General features: G+C 71.3%; 17 protein-coding genes. 8 read left to right on the top strand and 9 right to left on the bottom strand.

Features of this window, described 5'->3' with window-relative positions; translation table 11 throughout:
- Positions 1-60 precede the first annotated feature (60 nt).
- Together OHU35_RS39500 and OHU35_RS39495 are read right to left on the bottom strand one after the other, a co-directional pair.
- Positions 61-2,424, bottom strand: a complete 2,364-nt coding sequence (locus OHU35_RS39500; RefSeq protein WP_405508775.1) for a glycoside hydrolase family 65 protein — start codon at positions 2,422-2,424, stop codon at positions 61-63.
- A complete protein-coding gene (locus tag OHU35_RS39495; protein WP_189727599.1) occupies positions 2,421-3,161 on the bottom strand; it encodes an HAD family phosphatase in 741 nt (246 codons plus the stop codon). The genes OHU35_RS39500 and OHU35_RS39495 overlap by 4 nt, the downstream gene beginning before the upstream one ends.
- A gap of 103 nt (positions 3,162-3,264) precedes the next feature.
- Here OHU35_RS39495 and OHU35_RS39490 point away from each other — a divergent pair, with 103 nt between their 5' ends.
- Together OHU35_RS39490 and OHU35_RS39485 are read left to right on the top strand one after the other, a co-directional pair.
- A complete protein-coding gene (locus OHU35_RS39490; protein WP_189727600.1) occupies positions 3,265-3,921 on the top strand; it encodes a nucleoside/nucleotide kinase family protein in 657 nt (218 codons plus the stop codon).
- 2 nt (positions 3,922-3,923) lie between these two features.
- Positions 3,924-4,529 carry a hypothetical protein gene (locus tag OHU35_RS39485; RefSeq protein WP_405508773.1) on the top strand — a complete coding sequence of 202 codons (606 nt, stop codon included), beginning with the start codon at positions 3,924-3,926 and terminating at the stop codon, positions 4,527-4,529.
- Between the two features lie 66 nt (positions 4,530-4,595).
- Here OHU35_RS39485 and OHU35_RS39480 read toward each other — a convergent pair whose 3' ends face one another.
- The 5 genes from OHU35_RS39480 to OHU35_RS39460 all read right to left on the bottom strand — a co-directional run bounded on the left by OHU35_RS39480 (position 4,596) and on the right by OHU35_RS39460 (position 10,967).
- Complete coding sequence (locus OHU35_RS39480) at positions 4,596-6,314, bottom strand: hypothetical protein (protein WP_189727601.1); 1,719 nt, start codon at positions 6,312-6,314, stop codon at positions 4,596-4,598.
- A 2-nt stretch (positions 6,315-6,316) separates the two neighbouring features.
- Positions 6,317-7,216 (bottom strand): carbohydrate ABC transporter permease, encoded by a 900-nt coding sequence (locus OHU35_RS39475; protein WP_189727602.1) that lies wholly within the window; start codon positions 7,214-7,216, stop codon positions 6,317-6,319.
- Positions 7,213-8,124 (bottom strand): carbohydrate ABC transporter permease, encoded by a 912-nt coding sequence (locus OHU35_RS39470; RefSeq protein ID WP_189727603.1) that lies wholly within the window; start codon positions 8,122-8,124, stop codon positions 7,213-7,215. Before OHU35_RS39470 ends, OHU35_RS39475 begins: the two co-directional genes overlap by 4 nt.
- A gap of 124 nt (positions 8,125-8,248) precedes the next feature.
- The gene (locus tag OHU35_RS39465; RefSeq protein WP_189727604.1) at positions 8,249-9,571 is read right to left on the bottom strand and encodes an ABC transporter substrate-binding protein; all 1,323 of its coding nucleotides are present in this window, start codon (positions 9,569-9,571) and stop codon (positions 8,249-8,251) included.
- 274 nt (positions 9,572-9,845) lie between these two features.
- Positions 9,846-10,967, bottom strand: coding sequence for an ROK family protein (locus OHU35_RS39460; RefSeq protein WP_189727605.1), 1,122 nt, complete (start codon positions 10,965-10,967; stop codon positions 9,846-9,848).
- A 240-nt stretch (positions 10,968-11,207) separates the two neighbouring features.
- Here OHU35_RS39460 and OHU35_RS39455 point away from each other — a divergent pair, with 240 nt between their 5' ends.
- The 3 genes from OHU35_RS39455 (at position 11,208) to OHU35_RS39445 (ending at position 15,941) form a co-directional block, all read left to right on the top strand.
- Complete coding sequence (locus OHU35_RS39455) at positions 11,208-12,107, top strand: N-acetylglucosamine kinase (protein ID WP_405508769.1); 900 nt, start codon at positions 11,208-11,210, stop codon at positions 12,105-12,107.
- A gap of 201 nt (positions 12,108-12,308) precedes the next feature.
- Positions 12,309-14,225 (top strand): phosphatase PAP2 family protein, encoded by a 1,917-nt coding sequence (locus tag OHU35_RS39450; RefSeq protein ID WP_189727607.1) that lies wholly within the window; start codon positions 12,309-12,311, stop codon positions 14,223-14,225.
- A gap of 168 nt (positions 14,226-14,393) precedes the next feature.
- On the top strand, positions 14,394-15,941 hold the full coding sequence (locus tag OHU35_RS39445) for a glycosyltransferase family 39 protein (RefSeq protein ID WP_229873239.1): 1,548 nt from the start codon (positions 14,394-14,396) through the stop codon (positions 15,939-15,941).
- 15 nt (positions 15,942-15,956) lie between these two features.
- Here the strand turns inward: OHU35_RS39445 and OHU35_RS39440 are convergent, their stop codons facing one another.
- Both OHU35_RS39440 and OHU35_RS39435 read right to left on the bottom strand, forming a co-directional pair.
- Positions 15,957-16,358 carry a DUF3662 domain-containing protein gene (locus tag OHU35_RS39440; RefSeq protein ID WP_189727609.1) on the bottom strand — a complete coding sequence of 134 codons (402 nt, stop codon included), beginning with the start codon at positions 16,356-16,358 and terminating at the stop codon, positions 15,957-15,959.
- 55 nt (positions 16,359-16,413) lie between these two features.
- On the bottom strand, positions 16,414-16,575 hold the full coding sequence (locus tag OHU35_RS39435; RefSeq protein ID WP_189727610.1) for a hypothetical protein: 162 nt from the start codon (positions 16,573-16,575) through the stop codon (positions 16,414-16,416).
- A gap of 133 nt (positions 16,576-16,708) precedes the next feature.
- Between OHU35_RS39435 and OHU35_RS39430 the strand changes: the two genes are divergently transcribed.
- From OHU35_RS39430 to OHU35_RS39420, 3 genes are all read left to right on the top strand, one after another.
- Positions 16,709-17,650, top strand: a complete 942-nt coding sequence (locus tag OHU35_RS39430) for a MurR/RpiR family transcriptional regulator (RefSeq protein WP_189727611.1) — start codon at positions 16,709-16,711, stop codon at positions 17,648-17,650.
- A 285-nt stretch (positions 17,651-17,935) separates the two neighbouring features.
- On the top strand, positions 17,936-18,316 hold the full coding sequence (locus OHU35_RS39425) for a hypothetical protein (protein ID WP_189727612.1): 381 nt from the start codon (positions 17,936-17,938) through the stop codon (positions 18,314-18,316).
- 51 nt (positions 18,317-18,367) lie between these two features.
- Positions 18,368-18,934, top strand: coding sequence for an antibiotic biosynthesis monooxygenase (locus OHU35_RS39420; protein ID WP_189727613.1), 567 nt, complete (start codon positions 18,368-18,370; stop codon positions 18,932-18,934).
- Positions 18,935-19,023 lie beyond the last annotated feature (89 nt).

Genomic DNA, 19,023 nt, shown 5'->3' with positions numbered 1-19,023 from the left:
ACCTGCGGGGTGAAGGAACGCAGGGCGGAATACGGCCAAGTGCCTGACGCGAAGTGAGCGTCAGCGGGCGTTCGGGGCGCGGTGCGGGGGCTGGCTCGGGGCCGGGCGCTGTGTCAGCGGGGGGACGGGCCGGGACACCGGGGCGTCTTCACTCACCGTCAGCTCGGTGCCGTGGTGATGGAGCGTCAAGGGCGGACCGGAGCTCAGGGTGTAGGTGGCGCGGTCGGCGGTCAGCTCCACGCGCAGGCACCGGCCGAGGAACCCCACCGTGAAGGCCAGCCGGCTGAACCTCTCGGGCAGGCGCGGCGCGAACCGCAGGGCGCCGTCGGTGCACCGCATGCCGCCGAACCCGGCGACCAGCGCCATCCAGGTACCGGCAAGCGAGGCGATGTGCAGTCCGTCGCGGGTGTTGTGCTCCAGGTCCCCCAGATCCATCAGCGCGGCCTCGGCCGTGTAGGCGTAGGCCAGGTCCAGATGGCCCGCCCGGGCGGCCATGACGGCCTGGACGCACGCCGAAAGGGAGGAGTCCCGCACGGTCAGCGGCTCGTAGTAGGCGAAGTTGCGCGCGATCTGCTCCTCGCCACGGCCGTCGAAGGACCCCTCGAAGAAGCTGCCGCAGGTGTACATCGCCAGCACCAGGTCCGCCTGCTTGATCACCTGCTTGCGGTACAGGTCGAAGTAGGGGAAGTGGAGCATCAGCGGGTACTGGTCCGGGCCCGTGCGGGCGAAGTCCCAGCGCTGACAGCGGGTGAAGCCGGCGTGCTGTTCGTGCACGCCGAGCTCCTCGTTGTAGGGGACGTGCATGGCCTCGGCGGCGTCCCGCCAGGCGGCGCTCTCCTCCTCGTCGGCGCCGAGCCGGGCCGCCTCGTCGGGGTGGCGTTTGCAGGCGTCGGCGGCCGCCAGCAGGTTCGCCCGGGCCATGAGGTTGGTGTACGTGTTGTCGTCGGCGATCGCGCTGTACTCGTCCGGTCCGGTGACGCCGTCGATGTGGAAGGCGCCCCGGTCGTCGTGGTGGCCGAGGGAGCGCCACAGGCGGGCGGTCTCCACCAGCAGCTCGACACCGACCTCGCGTTCGAACCTCTCGTCGCCGGTGACGGCCACGTACCGGACGACGGCGTCAGCGATGTCGGCGCCCACGTGGAAGGCGGCCGTGCCGGCCGGCCAGTACGCGGAGCCTTCCGAGCCCTCGATGGTGCGCCAGGGGAACGCGGCGCCCCGCAGGCCGAGTTGGGCCGCGCGTTCCCGGGCGGCGGGCAGCGTGTCGAGGCGCCAGCGCAGTTCCTCGGCGGCGGCTTGCGGCGCGGTGTAGGTCAGCAGGGGCAGGACGAACGCCTCGGTGTCCCAGAAGGCGTGGCCGTCGTAGCCCGAGCCGGTGAGTCCCTTGGCGGGGATGGCGCGCTGTTCGGCACGGGCGCCGGCCTGAAGGACGTGGAAGAGGGCGAAGCGGACGGCCTGCTGGATCTCCTCGTCGCCGTCGATCTCGACGTCGGCGCGGCCCCAGAAGTCGTCGAGGTAGGCCCGCTGGTCCTTCAGCAGCCCCCACCAGCCGCTGTGCGCGGCCGCCGCCAGCGCCGCCTCGACCTGGTCGCTCATCGCGGGCCGGGAGCGGACGCCGGACCAGCCGTGCGCGACCAGCTTCTCCACGCGCAGCCGCTCCCCCGGCTCCAGCACGGAGGTGACGGTCAGCCGGGCCACGTCCACATTGCTCTCGCTGCTCGTCGTGGTCCGGTCAGGGCCGGTGACGACGTGGTCGGCGGCCACGGCGACCCTGAGGCCGCTGCGCCGGGTGCGGTGGACCAGGCGCAGCCGGCTGCCCGAGGCGAGGTCCTCCTCCGGTTCCAGCGGCGACTTCAGCGCCTTGGCGGCGCGCGGGTCGCCGTCCGGCTCGGGCAGGCTCTCGTTGGCGACCAGCTCCGACTGGACGACGACGCGGGTACGGCTGTCGACGGGCTCCACCTCGTACGCCACGGCGGCGATCGCCCGCTGGGTCAGGGACACCAGCCGTGTGGAGCGCACACGGACGGTCGAGCCGGCCGGGGAGGTCCACTCGCAGACCCGCTCCAGCACGCCCCGCCTGAGGTCCAGGGTCCGCTCGTGGGTGACGAGCCGTCCGTAGCGCAGGTCGAACGGCTCGTCGTCGACCAGGAGGCGCAGCACCTTGCCGTTGGTGACGTTGATGGACGTCTGGCCGGACTCCGGGTAGCCGTAGCCGGCCTCGGCGTAGGGCAGCGGGTGCAGTTCGTGGACGCCGTTGAGGTAGGAGCCGGGCAGGCCGTGCGGTTCGCCCTCGTCCAGGTTGCCGCGCCAGCCGACATGGCCGTTGGACAGGGCGAACACGGACTCGCTCTGGGCCAGGACGTCGAGGTCGAGTTCCGTCTCGCGCACGGTCCACGGCTCGACGGCGTACGCCCGCTGCTCGATCACTCCCGGCCTCCCAGCTCGTCGAGGTCCTTCACGACCACGTCGGCGCCGTGGGTGTACAGCGCGTCGGTCTGTCCGACGCGGTCGACGCCGACGACGTACCCGAAGCGGCCCGCGCGGCCCGCGTCCATGCCGGCCAGGGCGTCCTCGAAGACGGCGGCTTCGGCCGGAGCGATTCCCAGGTCCTCGGCGGCGGCCAGGAACGTGTCGGGGCGCGGCTTGCCGGGCAGCTTGCGCTCGGCGGCGACCACGCCGTCGATCCGGACGTCGAAGAAGTGCTCGGCGCCGATCGCGCGCAGTACGTCCCGGCAGTTGGCGCTGGAGGAGACGATCGCGGTGCTCAGGCCGTGGGCGCGGACCGCCTCCAGATAGCGCAGGGTGCCGTCGTAGGCCTCGACGCCGTCGGTGCGGATCTTCTCCAGGACCAGCTCGTTCTTGCGGTTGCCGAGCCCGTGCACGGTCTGCGCGGCCGGTGGGTCGTCAGGGGCTCCGTCGGGCAGGTCGATGCCCCGGGAGGCGAGGAACGTCCGCACGCCGTCGGCGCGTGGCCGGCCGTCGACGTACTCGTCGTAGTCGGCCGCCGCGTCGAACGGCCGGAAGTCCTCGCCGTCACGCTCGCGCAGGAACGCGTCGAACATCTCCTTCCAGGCGGCCGCGTGCACGACGGCCGTCTTGGTGACGACGCCGTCGAGATCGAAGAGGCAGGCGTGGATGTCGTCGGGAAGACCGAGCTGCGTCATACAGGTCCGGTTCCCCGCCCGGAGATGTCCAGTGAGTGGCGCACGCCACATCCACGGGTACGCGCCCCGGACGGCCCAGTAGCGGGGTGACACACTCTGCGGTGTGCCGCTCACCTTCGACGACCTGGTCCACCGTGCCGGCGCCCTCCCCCGGGGCGGCCGGCGCGCGATCCTCGGCATCGCCGGCAGCCCCGGCGCGGGCAAGTCGACGCTCGCCGAGCACCTGGTGCGGGAACTGAACGGATCCGGCGAACCCTGGGTCGCGCACGTCCCCATGGACGGCTTCCACCTCGCCGACACCGAACTGGAGCGGCTCGGCCGCAGGGACCGCAAGGGCGCGCCCGACACGTTCGACGCGGCCGGGTACGCGGCCTTGCTGGGACGGCTGCGCGAGGAGAGGCACGACGACGTCGTGTACGCGCCCGGCTTCGAACGCGTCCTGGAACAGCCGCTCGCGGGGGCGATCCCGGTCCCGCCGACGGCCCGGCTCGTCGTCACCGAGGGCAACTACCTGCTCCTGGACACCGGCGCCTGGGCCCGGGTGCGCCACCGGCTCGACGAGGTGTGGTTCTGCGAACTCCCCGAGCGGGAGCGCGTCCGCCGACTCGTCGCCCGCCACGAGCGGTTCGGCAAGTCCCACGCGCAGGCGGTGGCGTGGGTGTCACGCTCGGACCAGCCCAACGCCGAGCTGGTCGCCACGACCCTGGGCCGGGCCGACCTGGTGGTGCCGGAGTCGGCGCTGCCACGCGTGGAGAGGTGACCATGGGCCTGGACATCACGGTGCTGGCCGTCGACTGGGAGCGGCTAGAGCAGACGCCGTTCGAGGAGCGGTACGCGCTGCTCGAGGATGCCGCGATGCCCGAGGACGAACTCGACTGGGATGCCGAGCCGCAGCGGGGCTGGGTGTGGCCCGCCGCGTCGAACGTCCCGTGGTGCGGCCGGTACGAGTTCCACAGCACCACCGGCTCCTACAAGCCGCACTTCTGGGCCGGGCAGGCCTGGGACGACGTACGGGAGCACGCGGGCCCGGAACCGCGTGAGCACCTGGACGCGTTCCTGCGGGATCTGATCTGGGACACCGACACCGAGGACGCCTCCGTCTCCGGCCTGTTCCCCGCGGACACCGACCCCTGGCACCGTCGGCTGCTCCTCGCCTGCCCGCCGGCGACCGTGTCCGCACTGGCCGGGCACTGGGCACGAGCCGAGCCCCTGCTGGAGGGCCTGCGCGTGCCGTACGGCACGCATGCCGCGTGCCCGGGGCGGTGGATCGAGGACTTCGACGAGTTCTCGGTGCTGCTGCGGGAGTGGGGCGTGGTGGTGACCGAGGCGGAACGGCGCGGGTGTGGGCTGGTCGGCCTGCCCCTGTGATGCCTGGGCCGCCTCACGCGGACGGCGCCGGCTCCGGTTCCCCCGCGGCGTAGTGGGTCGCCGGAGTCACACGACAGGTGCGGGCCGGCGGGCGCGCAGTGCGACGGTCAGTGTGTGCGGGCCGAGTCCACCGATGTAGACGCGGTTCCCGGTCGTCGCATCGGTGCCGCCCACCACGGTGTAGTCCTGCCCCGGGTCGTACCGCAGTACGTCGCTCCGGTCCGGCCCGGCCAGCGGTTCGCCTGCCTCGACGTCGGCCTCGATCCGGATCTCGTCGTCACCGACCCGGTAGGTCATCGGCCCGGTCGTCAGGCACCAGCGCCCGTCGCCGACCGGTACGGCGCCCTCCGGCACTCCACCCGGCCGGAAGGTCAGTTCGAGGGCCCAGGGCACCCGCGGTCCGCTGATGTCGATCCGCAGGTCGGCACCGTCCTCCCTCAGGTCCACCTCGACGCGGGTCGTGTGGGAGACCTCGTCCCGAGGCCGGTCCGGGAAGGCCATCGCGGCCGAGAAGCGTCCCTCGTCCGCCGTACGGTAGGCGCCGTCGTCCCGGCGCCGGTCCGGTGGCAGCGGCTGGTAGTAGGCGGCCGTGAGGGTTTCGGTGAGCCGGTACCGGTTGTCGGCGGGCTGTCGCATGACGTCGGCGCGGAACGGGCCCAGGTCGAAGAATCCCCGTGAGAGGCGGACCGCGTCGAGGACCGCGTCGCCGGCGAACAGGCGCAGGAAGGTGGGATTGCAGGCGAGGCCCGAGCGGATGCGCCGGTGCTCGGGCACGTCGGAGCCGCCGTACACCACCGTGTGCGCGGTGGCCGAGGCGCGTGCGGCGAGGCGCGCGGTGGTGATGTACCGATCACGCGGAAGCGTCTCCGCGGCCGGTGCCGGCAGGACGTGGCACAGGTCCGGGGTGAGGAGGGTCTCGGCGAGCAGGTCGGGGTCGTCGATGCCGCCGGCGGCCGCCAGCCGCGCCGCCCGGCTGAAGTCGCCCCGGCCGGTGCGGATCGCGAGCAGCCGGTAGTGCGGCAGGTAGGGCGCCAGCGGGAACGGGTGGTTCTGGTCCTGCCGTCGCGAGTGGATGGTCTCCACCGTGCCGTCCGGCCTGATGAGGTCCAGGGTGGTGGCGAGATTGCGTTCGACGGCGTCCATCAGGTCGGCGCGGCCGAGGACGCCGGCCAGCAGCAGCAGCGACGGGTTGGACACGTGGGCCGCGTAGTTGGCGCTCCGTTCCGAGTACAGGCCCTCCGCGTCGATGTCGACGCCCTCGGAGAGCCACTCCTCGACACGGTCGAGGAGCCGGTCGTCGGGGAACGACCGGTGCAGCCGGGCCAGCGCCGCGCACAGCTCCCAGCGGTGGTTCGGGGTGTGCACCCCACCGGTCAGGAGACTGCCGGAGGCGGCGCCGGCGATCTCGGCGAGGGCGGCCGTGACATCGCGCAGTTCCGGCCCCGCGCCGGCGGCGAGGACGTGTGCGTCGCACACGTCGTTGACGGTGAACGCGGAGTCCGGCGGTGACTGCACGTTGTCGCCGCCGGCGAAGAGGCCGGTGGATGTCTGCGCGGCCCGGAGGGCGCGGAGGTGGGTCGTCGCGGCGGCGACGGCCTGCCTGCTGCCGTGCAGGGCCGAGTCCGGGGACCGGTACGCCGCGACCAGAGTCTTCACCCGGCGCGCCAGGGCGCGGTGGTGCACACCGGTGGGTTCCTCGTCGGGGTCGGCCGCCAGCGGGGCGGCCGGCCGGTCGGCGGCGCGGGCCGCCGCGCGGACGAATGCGTGGTCGAGCGGGGTGGGCACGGTCAGTCCTTCAGTCCGGCATTGATGTCGGCGCCCATGACGTAGCGCTGGAAGACCAGGAAGATGGCGATCAGAGGGATCATGGAGATGACCGATGCGCCGAGCAGTACCGACCAGTTGATGTTCTGCGCGCCGACGATGCTCTGGATGCCGATCTGCACGGTGAACTTGTTGGGGTCGTTGAGCATCAGAAGCGGCCAGATGTAGTCGTTCCACCGCCACTGGAAGGACAGGATGGCGAGGGTCAGCATGATGGGCCGGGAGAGCGGCACCATGATCCGCAGGAAGATCGACAGTTCGCGGGCGCCATCGATGCGCGCGGCTTCCACGAGTTCGTCGGGAACCGTCAGGAAGAACTGGCGGAACATGAAGCATCCGGTCGCGGTGAGCACGGCCGGGAGGATGATGCCGGCGAACGAGTTGTAGAGGCCGAGGTCGCGGACCACGAGGAACTCCGGGGCGAGCATGACCTCGGACGGCAGCATCGTGGTGGCCAGGATGCAGAGGAAGAAGACCTTGAGCCACTTGTTGTCGTACTTGGCCAGCGCGTACCCGGTGCAGCAGCTGACGCCCACCGTGAGGATCGTCGTGATCACACACACGATGGTCGTGTTGATGAAGTACTGGGAGAAGTTGGCGCTGTTCCACGCTGCCTTGAAACCCGACAGGGTGGGGTTGTGCGGAACCAGCGTCAGCGGATAGGAGAACAGGTCGCTGGCCGGCTTGAGGGAGCTGAGGATGAACCACAGCACCGGCAGCCCGTAGAGGCAGGCCAGGAGCCACAGCAGTGTCGTCGCGGACACGGCCTGCCGGAGCCCACCGGTGGCCGCTCCGCGGCGCCGCTTCTTGGAGACGGCCCGTCCGCCGGCCTCGACCGGGCTTGGCATGTCTGTGGTTGTCATCGGTTCTCCACCCGCCGGTTGACGATCAGCTGGATGATCGCGACGGCCATCAGGATGAGCATGAGCACGAACGACGCGGCGCTGGCGTAGCCGATCTGGCCCCGTTTGAAGCCCGTCTCATAGATGTACTGGACCATCAGGTTGTTCGACGTTCCCGGGCCGCCGTTGTTGAGGGCGACGAACACCGGGTATTCCTTCATCGCGTTGATCGTGTTGAGCAGGATGACGATGAACGAGGTGGGCGCGATGCTCGGCAGCGTGATGTGGAAGAACTGGCGCCACGGACCGGCGCCGTCGAGCGAGGCCGCCTCGTAGTACGACACCGGTACGTTCTTGATCGCCGCGATGAACAGCAGCATCGAGAAGCCCGTCCAGGCCCAGGACGCCGCCATCACCACCACCAGCAGCGACAGGTCCGCGTTCGACTGCCACGGAACGGCGTGCCCGCCGAGCTCGTGGATGAGGTAGTTGACCAGTCCGAAGTTCTCACCGAACAGCCACCGCCACAGGACACCCACGACGATGGGCGACAGCAGCCACGGGATGAAGAAGATGACGCGGGCGACCGAGGCGCCCTTGGCGTACTTGCTCACCACCACGTTGGCGATGAGCAGCGAGAACACGAAGTTCAGCGGGACGAAGAGCACGGCGTACAGCAGCGTCCGGGTCAGCGCGTCGTAGAAGGTGGAGTCCCCGAAAAGGTTCTGGTAGTTGTCCAGTCCGACGAACTGGAACACCCCTACGCCCGTGTAGTTCGTGAAGGAGTAGACGAGCCCGATCACCGCCGGCCAGACGAAGAACAGCGCGAAGAGCACGACGTTGGCCGCGATGAGGACGAGCGGCGCAAGGGTGTACTTACTGCGTCTCCTGGGCGGGCTCGCGGACACGTCCGGGGCGCGTTTGGTCATCTTCCTGACTCCGTGCTGGTGGAATGGGTTCCTGTGGGCTCAGGCCATGAGCCCGGCATCACGTGGGGGCCCGAGGCCGGGCGGCGGTGTCTCGACCCCGCCGCCCGGGCCTGCCGGCCTGCGCTCAGCCGCCGACCTGCTGGTTGTAGACGTCCACGATGTTCTGCAGGGCCTTGTCGGAGGACTGCTGGCCGTTGATCGCCTTGCCGAGCTCCGTCTTGGTCGGGTCCTCGGGGAGGCTCTTGCCCTTCAGCACCCACTTCGTCTGCGCGCTGTTGAAGTAGCCGGAGATCGGGGCGTAGAGCGGGATCGACTCGTTGTACAGCTTGAACGCCGCCTGTGCCGCCTCGGACTTGAAGGGGTACTTCGGGTTCAGACCGCTCTCGACCGGCAGGAAACCGGACGCCTCACACAGCTGGCGGTAGTGATCCGGCTCGTACAGCCAGGACAGGAACTTCGTCGCGGCGGTGGCCGCGGCGCCGTTGTTGTTGAAGCCCACCGTCATGCCGCCGCTGTTGACATCGCTGGCCTGCACCGGCTGGGCGGGAGTCGGGACGCTCGCCCACTCGAACTTCTTGATGCTCTCCGCGAAGGCGGGCACCTGCCACACGCCGGACCAGTAGGCGACCACGTCACCGCTCTGGAACATCGCCGACGGGTCGGCGCCGCTGGTCCACACCGACTTCGGCATGGTCTTGTCGTCGTTCCATCCGACGAAGGTGCTCACGGCCTTCTTGGTCGCCGCGTCCACCGAGAACTTGCCGGAGGAGTCCGCGTGGACGTACTTCCCGCCCTTCTCGTACACCATGGCGCGGAGCCGGGAGGGCGACTGGTCGAACGTGAGGGAGTACTTGGCGCCGGTCTTCTCGCGGACCTTGTCCGCCGCCTTGATGAAGTCGGTCCAGGTCCAGGTCTTCTGGGGCGAGGCCGGGAAGGAGACGCCGGCCTTCTTGAACAGCGTCTTGTTGATGAACAGGCCGGACGCGGTGACGTCCGAGGGGATGGACAGCACCTTCCCGGACGAGTCCTTGGCGAGGAAGTTGGGGTTGATCTTGTTGCTCTTCTTGTTGGCGATGGAGCTGAGGTCGATCAGCTTGTTCGCCCAGATCGGGTCCAGCGCCGGCACGGCCGCCACGTCGGGCAGGGAGTTCGCCTGCGCGGCGTTGTGCAGCTTCGTCGGGTAGCCGTCGTAGGGGATGTTGACGAGGTTGACCTTGACGCCGGTTTCCTTCTTGTACTGCGCCACCATCTTCTTCCAGCCCGCGTCCTGCCCCGGAACCGTGGAGATCCAGAACGTCAGCGACTTGGCGTTCCCGCCCGAGTCGGACCCCGACCCGCAGGCGGAGAGCAGAAGGGCACCTGCCGTGGCCACGGCAGCGAGGGGAACAACGCGGCGTATGCCGCCGCGGCCGAGCCGGCGAGAGCGCCGCACACCCAGACTGGTCATCTTCAATCCCTTTTCGTCGTAGCGGAAGAAGCACGGCGCCAGCCGAGGCGGCACGGGTGCATTTTGCAGGAAATTTCGCTTTCCGGGGGCACGGCCTCGCCCGGCCGCGTCGCCTTGACGGGTGGGGTCCCCGGCCATGACGGCCGACGTCGCACAAGCACGCCCTAGTGCGGCTGCCGTACTGCTCGTACGGGCGGGAGGCTCACCCGGAGTCGGCGTCCCGGCCGACTCAGAAAGCGCTTGTCCGGACATTGGCAGACCGATGGCGCAGCCGTCAATGCTTCGCCAGCACCGCTCCGGTCACGGTTTGAATTCCATGGGCGACGGCGAGCTTGCTGGCGCCCGCCACCGTGCCGGTGTCCCCCACCACGCTGCTGACCACCTCGGTGGGCCAGCTCAGCCGGGCCAGCTCGGCCCGCACCCCGGGCAGCAGCTGTGGATCCGCGCCGGTGGCGCCGCCCAGCACGATCAGTCCGGGGTCCATGACGGCGACGACGGCGGCGGCGAGCCGGCCCACGTCGGCGGCGTGCGCGTCGAGGACGGCACGGGCCGTGGCATGCCCCTGCCCGGAGAGCGTGAGGAGCCGCTCGGCCGTGCGCGGGCGGGGGCCGTCGGTGTCCTGCCAGGTCTCGGCCGCCCGGCGGAGCAGGGTGCGCGATCCCATGCGCTGCTCAAGGCCCTCGTAGTGCGGGGCGCGGCTCTCGTCCCAGGGGTAGGGCAGCCGGGCCACCTCACCGGCGGCGCCGTTCGCACCGCGCAGGACCCGGCCGCCGATGACGACGGCGAGGCCGATGCCGACGCCGATGCGCAGGTAGCCGAAGGTGTCGCGGCCGACGGCGGCGCCCTCGTGCAGTTCGGCGAGCGCGGCGCAGTTGACGTTGTTCTCCAGGTGGACGGGCACGCCCTCGGGCAGGGCGACGGCCATGGCGTCGAAGACGGGGCCGGCCTTGGCGGTGGCGGGGCGCTCCCCGGCACCCTCCCCGTCGCGCGTGGTGACGTCACCGACGGCGACGACGACGGCCCGCAGCGGGGCACCGGCCGGCAGGGCGTCGAGGACCTTGCGGACGGTGTCGGCGGCCTCCGGGCGGGTGCCGGTGCCCTCGGCGAGCAGGGTGCCGTCCAGGGCGCAGCCCCGCACCCGGGTCCTGGCCGGGCCCAGGTCGACCGCCAGCACGGCACCGGCGGCGGGGCCGAGCCGGTAGACGGCGGCGCTGCGGCCGGTGCCACCGGAGGCCCGCCCGGAGTGGGCGGCGAGCTCGACGGCCTCGAGTTCCGCGACGGCGGCGGAGACGGTCGGCTTGGAAAGGCCAGCACCGGCCGCCAGCTGGGGGCGGGTGGCCGTGCCCGCCTCGGCCAGTACGTCGAACACCACACGGGCACTCTCACTCAGGTGCATGGTCTCCCCAGGTCGTGCTGCGGCCGTGCTGGGCGGTCGCAAGGGTGGCGCGGCATCGGGAATTCCGTGCCTCTTGACGCACCCTACTTCGTTAGTTAACTTCCTAACGAACTTCACGGTACTCGCCTGCCGTGTTCGACAGAAGCCCGTCCCGGGGCTTCCCTACCTCTTCAACTGCCGTGGTCCGACGGGTAGTTCGCCTGCCGTCCGCCGTGACCGCGCAACGACGAAAGAGGAGCCGTGCAGGACTCCACGCCTTACGCGGTCGGTATCGACGTGGGCGGCACCAAGACGCATCTGCGCGCCGTCGCGGGCGGCGCGGACGTCGTCGATCATGTCCGCAGCAGTACGGGATGGCGGCCGCACGACCCCGAGGCCGCCGCCGACTGGCTGGCCGGCCTGATCGCCGACGCCCTGCCTTCGCCCCTCCGACCGTCCGCTCTCGCCGTGGGCGGTCACGCCTGCGAGACCCCACGCCAGTGCGCGGGCATCCGGGCCGCTCTTCAGGAGCGGCTGGGGGTGCACGCGCTCGTCGTGGGCGACGCCGAACTGCTCGTCCCCGCCGCGGGGCTGGACAAGGGTGTCGGTCTGGTCGCCGGTACCGGTTCGGTCGCGGTGGGGCGGTTGCCCGACGGCGGTCCGGTCCAGGTCGGCGGCTGGGGTGCCGTACTCGGCGACGAGGGCGGCGCGGCCGGGCTCGTCCGCGAGGCCGCGCGGGCCGTCTGGGCGGCGCACGACCGCGGCGAGGAGCCCGACGCGCTGGCCGCCGGGCTGATCACCGCCTTCGAGGTGGCCGAGGTGCCCGCGCTCGGCGCGGCACTGGAGGCCGCCAGGGACGTCTCCGCCGAGTGGGGCCGGCACTCCCCCGTGGTGTTCGCCGCCGCCGAGGCGGGCTCGCCGCTCGCCCGTGCCGTGATCGCCGAGGGCGGCCGGGCGCTCGCCGCACTCGTCGTACGGCTCGCCCGGCGCGGGATCGCGGTGGACGACGTGGTGGTGGCGGGCGGCACGGTGCTCGCCCAGTCCGCGCTGTACGAGGCGTTCACCTCCGCGCTCGCCGAAGTCCTGCCCGGAGCCCGGCCGCAACCCCTGCGCGTGCCGCCCGTAGAGGGCGCCGTGGCACTGGCCCGTTCGCTTCTGTGAGCCGGGCGGCCGCCGTTCACGTCCCGGACACCGGCCCGTGGCCGTTCCCTCTCCGAAGGGTCACAACACGGCCGTAGATCTTCGCTCGTACGCAACAGGTGCCACAGAAGTCGCCAGAGGCACCCCGAGTCGCACACTCTGCACCATCTCCCGGCCGTACGGCCGAAGCACCCGTCGCAGAACTCAAGAGAGGCGCACCGCATGCCGTCATCAGCCGGGCACCGCAGCACCGCAACCGTCGACCGACGGGGCTTCCTCAAGACCTCCCTCGGGGCCTCCGCGGGCCTGCTCGCCGCACCGGCCTTCGCCACCTGGCTCACCGCCGCCGACGCGAAGGCCGCCACCGGTCCCGCCGCGTTCGTCGACGACTACAAGTCGAACGTCACGACGAACCTGACCCCCGAGACCAACGCGGTCGTCCGGATCCTGGGCGGCATGTCGAAGGTGTGGAAGACCGGCGGCGCCTGGGACACCGGCCGGGTCCTGGACCGCGAGGTGCTGCGCGCCAACATGCGCTACTGCGCCCGGATCACGACGGCCCGCACCGAGGCCCAGGCGAAGGAGGCCTTCCTCTACGACCGCCAGCACCAGAGTTACGCCATGATCGCCGGGCTGGGTCCGCTCGCCGAGCTGTACAAGACGGGTGCCAAGGCCGTCACGTCGATCACCAGCGCCCCGGACGGCACGCCCGCCGGCAAGATCAACGACGCCGTGCCCGCCGACGCCCCGGCCGGATCCGCGCTCGGCGCCGGCTCCTACGACTCGGAGCTCGGCAAGGTGGCCAAGCTGGTCGACACGGTGCGCGGGCCGTTCGCCTCGGGCAACCCCGGCAAGTTCGCCTTCCAGTACCCGCGTCCGTGGCGGATGAACGAGGACAGCGAGGTCGTCGACACCGGCAAGAAGGACGCGCTCGGCTACCCGGTGTACGACTCGGAGGTGGTCGTCGCCCCGCAGCTGCTGCGCCAGCGCTCCGAGGAGCCCAAGGAGGACGGCGGTTTCCCGAGCGGCCACACCAACGCCTTCCACCTGGCCGGACTGGCCTACGCGTACGCGGTGCCCGAGCGGTTCCAGGAACTCGTGACGCGGGCGTTCGAGCTGAGTCACACCCGGATCATGTCGGGCATGCACTCCACCGTCGACGTTCTCGGCGGCCGGATCATGGCCACCGCCCTGACCGCGGCGACACTGGCCGACCCGGCGAACGCGGAGCTCAAGGCGGCGGCACGCGCGCAGGCCCTCGCCTACTTCACACAGCGGACCGGCACCACCGCGGACACCCTGTACGCCCACGCGCACGCGGACGCCGGTGACGCGTACGCCGACCGTGAGGAGAACGCCCGGGCGATCGAGCCCCGGTTGACGTACGTCCTGCCCCGCCGCGGCCGCAAGGACCCGCTCACCGTGCCGAAGGGCGCGGAGGTCCTGCTGGAGACGCGGCTGCCCTACCTGGACGCGGCCCAGCGGCGCGAGGTGCTGCGCACGACCGCACTGCCCTCCGGGTACGTCCTGCTGGACGGCTTCGAGCAGTGGGGCCGGCTGAACCTGTTCGCCGCCGCGGACGGCTACGCCGCCTTCGACCACGACGTCACCGTGACGCTGGACGCGGCGGCCGGCGGCTTCCACGCGGCGGACAGCTGGCGCAACGACATCGAGGGCGACGGCGGGCTGACCAAGCGCGGCACCGGCACGCTCACCCTCACGGGCCACAACCGCTACCACGGCGGGACCGTCGTCGAGGACGGCGTGCTGGTCGCCGCGTCGCCCAACGCCCTGGGCGAGGGCGACGTCCGGGTCACCGGCGGCACGCTCCGCACGGACAAGGTCCTGCGGGTGCGCGGCTCCTACGTCCAGGAAGGCGAGTCGACGCTGGAGCTGCCGCTCCGCAAGAACCACGGCCCGGCGCTCACGGTGAGCCGGCGGGTCCTGCTGGGCCGGGGCAGCGTGCTGTCGCTGCGGCTCGACACCGAGCGCCCCCCGGTCGCGGGGACGACCGTCCCGGTCCTGTCCGCTCCGGCACTGCGCGGCGGGTTCGCCCGCGTCGAGCTGGATTCCGACACGCTGCGGGCCGTACCCGTGCACACCTCGGAGGGCCTGTCGGTACGACTCGTGCGGCGGTGACGCCGTGCGCGGCGGGGGCTGATGCAGAGTGGGCCCATGAGGGACCTCCGGATCGCTCCCGCCGTCCCGCGGCCGCTGTCGCTGCCGCCCCCGTCACCGGCGGGGGCGACGCGTCGGTCGGCCAGACGGTGGCCGGTGGCACTTCTGGTGGTCGTGCTGCTCGCGCAGATGGCCTTCGCGATGGTCACGACCGCCGTGCAACAGACCCCGACCATCGACGAACCGGTGTACGTGGGCGCGGCCGCCGAGTACACGCACGAGCACCGGCTGCGCCACAACCCCGAGCATCCGCCGCTCGGCAAGCTGGTCATCGGCGCCGGGGTGGCCCTCGCGGATCCGCGCATCGACCCCTCCTTCACCGGAGACCAGGGCAGGCTGGGACGGCACCTGCTCTACGAGTCGGGCAACGACCCGTGGCGGCTGATGCTGTGGGCCCGCCTCCCCGTGATCGCGCTGACGCTGCTCTTCGGTCTGGTCGTGTTCGCCTTCGCCCGTGAACTGGCCGGGACGGCAGGGGCGTTGACCGCGCTCGCGTTGTACTGCTTCTGCCCCGACGTCATCGCCCACGGCTCACTCGCGACGCTCGATGTGCCGGCCGCGGGTTTCGTGCTGACGTCGGCGTGGCTGCTGTGGCGGGCCCGCCACAGACCCGGGCTGTACGTACCACTCGCCGGGGTGGCGCTGGGGGCGGCCCTGGCGACGAGGATGAGCACGCTCCCCGCCGTACCGGTGTTCATGGCCCTGGGCGCCGTATCGGTGTGGCACGCGTCGGCGGGCGGCCGGGACCGGGCTCTGGCGCGGGCGGTCGCGGGCGCGGGTGTGGTGGCGCTGGCCTCGGTCGCGGTCGTGTGGGCCACGTATGTGATGGTCGATCCGCGGCTGCGCTGGGCTCCCGAGCAGCATGTGCCGAACGTGCGGGGGTTGCGGGGGCTGCTGGTCGAGCTGCTGCCGTTCCCGGAGGCGTACCGGGACGGGATGCGGGTCCAGTTCGGTCTGGAGAACCGTCCGTGGCAGGGCTTTCTCTTCGGCCGGCTGTACTCGGGCTCGCTCTGGTACTACCTGCCGGCCGCGCTGCTGGTGAAGACGCCGCTGGGGATGCTCGGCCTGTGGGTCTGCGGTGCGGTGGTGGTGATCGCGGTGCGGCGGTCGCGGCCGGCGGCACCGTATGTGCTGGCCGCTCCTGTGGTGCTGCTGGTGGTGGCCATGCAGGGGGCGCGGGACTTCGGCACGCGGTACGCCGTCTTCCTGCCGCTGTTTCTCGCGGTGGCGGCGGGTTGCCTTCTCGTGGCGCGACGGCTGTGGGTGCCCGGTCTGGTGGGGGCGCTGGTGCTGTTCGTCGCGGTCAGTTCGGTGCGTACGTTTCCCTGCTATCTGCCGTACTCCAACGAGGCGTTCGGAGGCCCGGGCCGGACGCGGGAGCGGTTGCACGACTCCAATGTGGACTGGGGACAGGATCTCGGGCGGCTCGCGGAGCGGTTGCGGGAGGAGCGGTACGCGGGTGAGCGGGTGTGGCTCGTGTACAAGGGCAGTGGGGTGCCGGCCTTCTACGGGATCGAGTCCGCCGATCCGCGTCGCATGCCCGTCGGTGATGTGCGGGGGTTGCTGGTGGTGTCCGCCTCCGCGGCCGCGAAGGCGACGGGGCGGCTGGCCGGGTTGATCCGCGGCAGCCGCCCCGTTGACGATGTCGGGCACTCGATCACGATCTATCGCCGTTGAGCGTGCGTTCGGTTCTCAGTGTGCCGCGTCGAAGAAGCCGTCCACGCTCACGTGCTCCATGACACGACTGGCCACTCGGTAGCGGCCGTTGGGGACCTCCGGGCACCTGGCGACGTGTACCGCCAGCGGGCCCGCGAACTCGTAGCCCTTGCGTTCCGCGTGGCGGGCCAGGCTGTCGGTGAGGGCCTGGCACACATGGGTGCTGTGGCTGGCCAGTCGGTCGTGCACCTCGTCGGCGAGTTCCACGTCGTAGGCGTTGGGGACCATGACGCGGCCCTGCCCGCACACCACGGTGTTGTCGTCGCACTCGCGTCGCAGGGCGTCGACGACCTCGACCGGGTCCTTGTCGAGGACCCGCGCCCACAGGGCGTCCCAGCGATTTTCCAGTGTCTCTTCCAGCGCACTCAGCGCGCCCATACGGTGTCACCTGCCGGAAGCTTCGTCGGTTCGGTCGGAGTGGCCGGGGGTGGTGCTATCGCTCGTCGTAGTCGTCGGGTCGCACCTCGGCCTCCTCCAGGGCCTCGCGCAGCGTGCGGCCGGTGGCGCCCGGCGGCCGGGACGGGTTCTCGTCCCGGTGTTCCAGGTTCTCGTCCGTGGTCCGCGTCTTGGGCCGGTTCTCCTCGGGGACGGTCATGGCGGTGACTCCTCTCGTGATCTTCTGGGGCGGCGGGTTCCCGCATCGCCTCCGGGTATCCACGCGCCGGGCATCTCATGTGCTGTCCGGAGAAGCCCTGGTCACCACGGTGCGTGGGCTATGTTGAACGTCAATGGGAGACGAAGGAGGCGCACCGGTGCCATCGCCGCAGCAGGCACGCGCACAGGCATCCGCGATCACCTCGGGGAAGGCCGCACCCGAAGCGGAGGTCTCCCCGTCCTCCCAGCTGCGAACGCTCTTCGACCGTCCCCGGCTGTCCCCTGGCCAGCGGCGCATCGCCCAGTACCTGATCGAGCACATCACCGAGGCGGCGTTCCTGTCGATCACGGATCTCGCCGACCGGGTCGGCGTGAGCCAGCCCTCGGTGACGCGGTTCGCCTCGGCGGTCGGCTTCAGCGGGTACCCGGCGCTGCGGGAGAAGCTCCAGTCGATCGCGCTCGGCACCCTCGCGGGCGGCCCGGCCGAGGAGATCCGGGGCAACGAGCTGCAGGCGGCGGTCGACGCCGAGATCGAGAACCTGGAGAACCTGCGGCGGGACCTCGCCGATCCGAACCTGGTGATCGACATCGGCCGCAAGCTGTCGTCGTCGACCCCGCTGACCGTCCTCGGCCTGCGCATCTCCGTCTCGCTCGCCGAGTACTTCGCCTACGCCGCCCGGCGGATCCACCCGGACGTACGGCTCGTGACCCGGGGCGGCAGTGTCGCCTACGACGCGCTGCTGCAGTCGCGTGAGGCGGGCGGCACCTGGGTGCTGGCGTTCTCCATGCCCCGGCACGCGCAGGAGACCCTGACGGCCGTGCGCGTGGCACGCGGCGCCGGGCTCAAGGTCGCGCTGATCACCGACCTGGCGCTCGGGCCGCTCGCGGACGAGGCCGACGTCGCCTTCGCCACCGGCACCGGATCGCGCCTGGTCTTCGACTCCTACGCGGCCCCGGGCGTGATGTGCTCGGCGCTGCTGCAGGCCATGACGGACGCGGATCCTGAGCGGACGCAGGCCCGGCTGGAGGAGTACGAACAGGTCGCCGACCAGCACCATTTCTTCCTCAGGGACTGAGGGACAGGCAGCCGGACGGACAGCCGGCCAGGCAGCGGGACCAGACAAAGGGATCATCCACAACAAAGCGCGCATGAATGTTTTCATGCTCCTTGCAAACCGGATGGCATATATAAATACTGCTCACGGATCGCGACCCGGCCCTTCCGGATCCGTTCCACACCCGAGGAGGCCGGGTCCTACCCGCTCCGGCGTCCCGGGTGTCCGTGGCGGCCCCGGCCATCCCCTAGGCCGGGGCCGCCCCGACCCGTCGTCCACCCTCACGACGCCGCACACCCGGAAGCGATGATCATGCCCCTGACGTCCACGCGCATCAGCCCGGACTGGCCCTGCCAGGTCAAGACCCCCGGGAGCTACGACTGGGAGCGCTCGGCGGCCAAGTGGCTGCGCGAGCTGGTGCCCTCGCGCTACGGCGGCTACCCCGTGTTCATCCGCCACCCCGTCCTCCTCGCCCGGCACGCCCAGATCCAGGTCCAGCAGGAGATCCGGGTGGCCCGCACCGCCCTGCAGACCGCCCGCGCCGACCTGCCCGGTCTCGGCCTGCACGAGGGCGTCATCGAGCACACGATCAAGCTGTACGCGGCCGAGGTCATGCAGTTGCAGCACATCGCGCGCAGCGTCCGGGCGGTCACCCAGGCACTGGTGGAGGCGAACCGCCACCCGTGACCCGGATCCCCCGGAGGCATGACCCGGGCCGTGCGTGGCACACGTGACGGAATGAGCACCACCGAAGTCCGGCGCGGAGAGCCGGTGACCACGGTCCTGACCTGGCAGGTGCGCCCCGGCCACGAGCGGGAGTTCGAGGAGTGGACGCACGGCATCGCCCGCTGCGCCAGGCAGTTCCCGGGCAACGAGGGCGTCTCCTGGCTGACACCGGAGGACGGCCACCGCTTCCACGCGGTGCTGCGCTGGTCCGACCAGCACCGGCTCGCCGCCTGGCTGGAGTCCGAGGAGCGGGCGCACTGGCACCGGAAGATCGAGGACATCGCCACCGAGGTCAGCAGCGAGCGCCAGTCGACCACCGGGATGGAGACGTGGTTCAGCCTGCCGGGCACCACGGTGCAGGCCCCGCCCCGGTGGAAGATGGTCCTCACGACGTTCCTCGGCGCCTATCCGTTCACCCTGCTCATCCAGTGGCTGGTGACGCCGCAGACCACCGGCTGGCCGCTGCCGCTGCGGGCCGCTGTGTTTCCCCTGGTGCTGCTGCCGGTGCTGACCTATCTGGTGATGCCGCGGCTCAGCCGGCTGCTGCGGCTGTGGCTCTATCCCCGAGACGGCCACTGACCAGCGCGGGGGGTCGGACGGGACGGGCGGGCAGGACGCCGCGGATCCGCGGGCGGTCCGTGCGCACAAGGCAGTCTTCGAACCGGCCC

It is taken from the genome of Streptomyces purpurascens (assembly GCF_045040895.1).
Taxonomy (GTDB): domain Bacteria; phylum Actinomycetota; class Actinomycetes; order Streptomycetales; family Streptomycetaceae; genus Streptomyces; species Streptomyces purpurascens.
The sequence above is the reverse complement of the archived record's forward strand: the minus strand, read 5'-3'. Positions and strand labels throughout refer to the sequence as shown.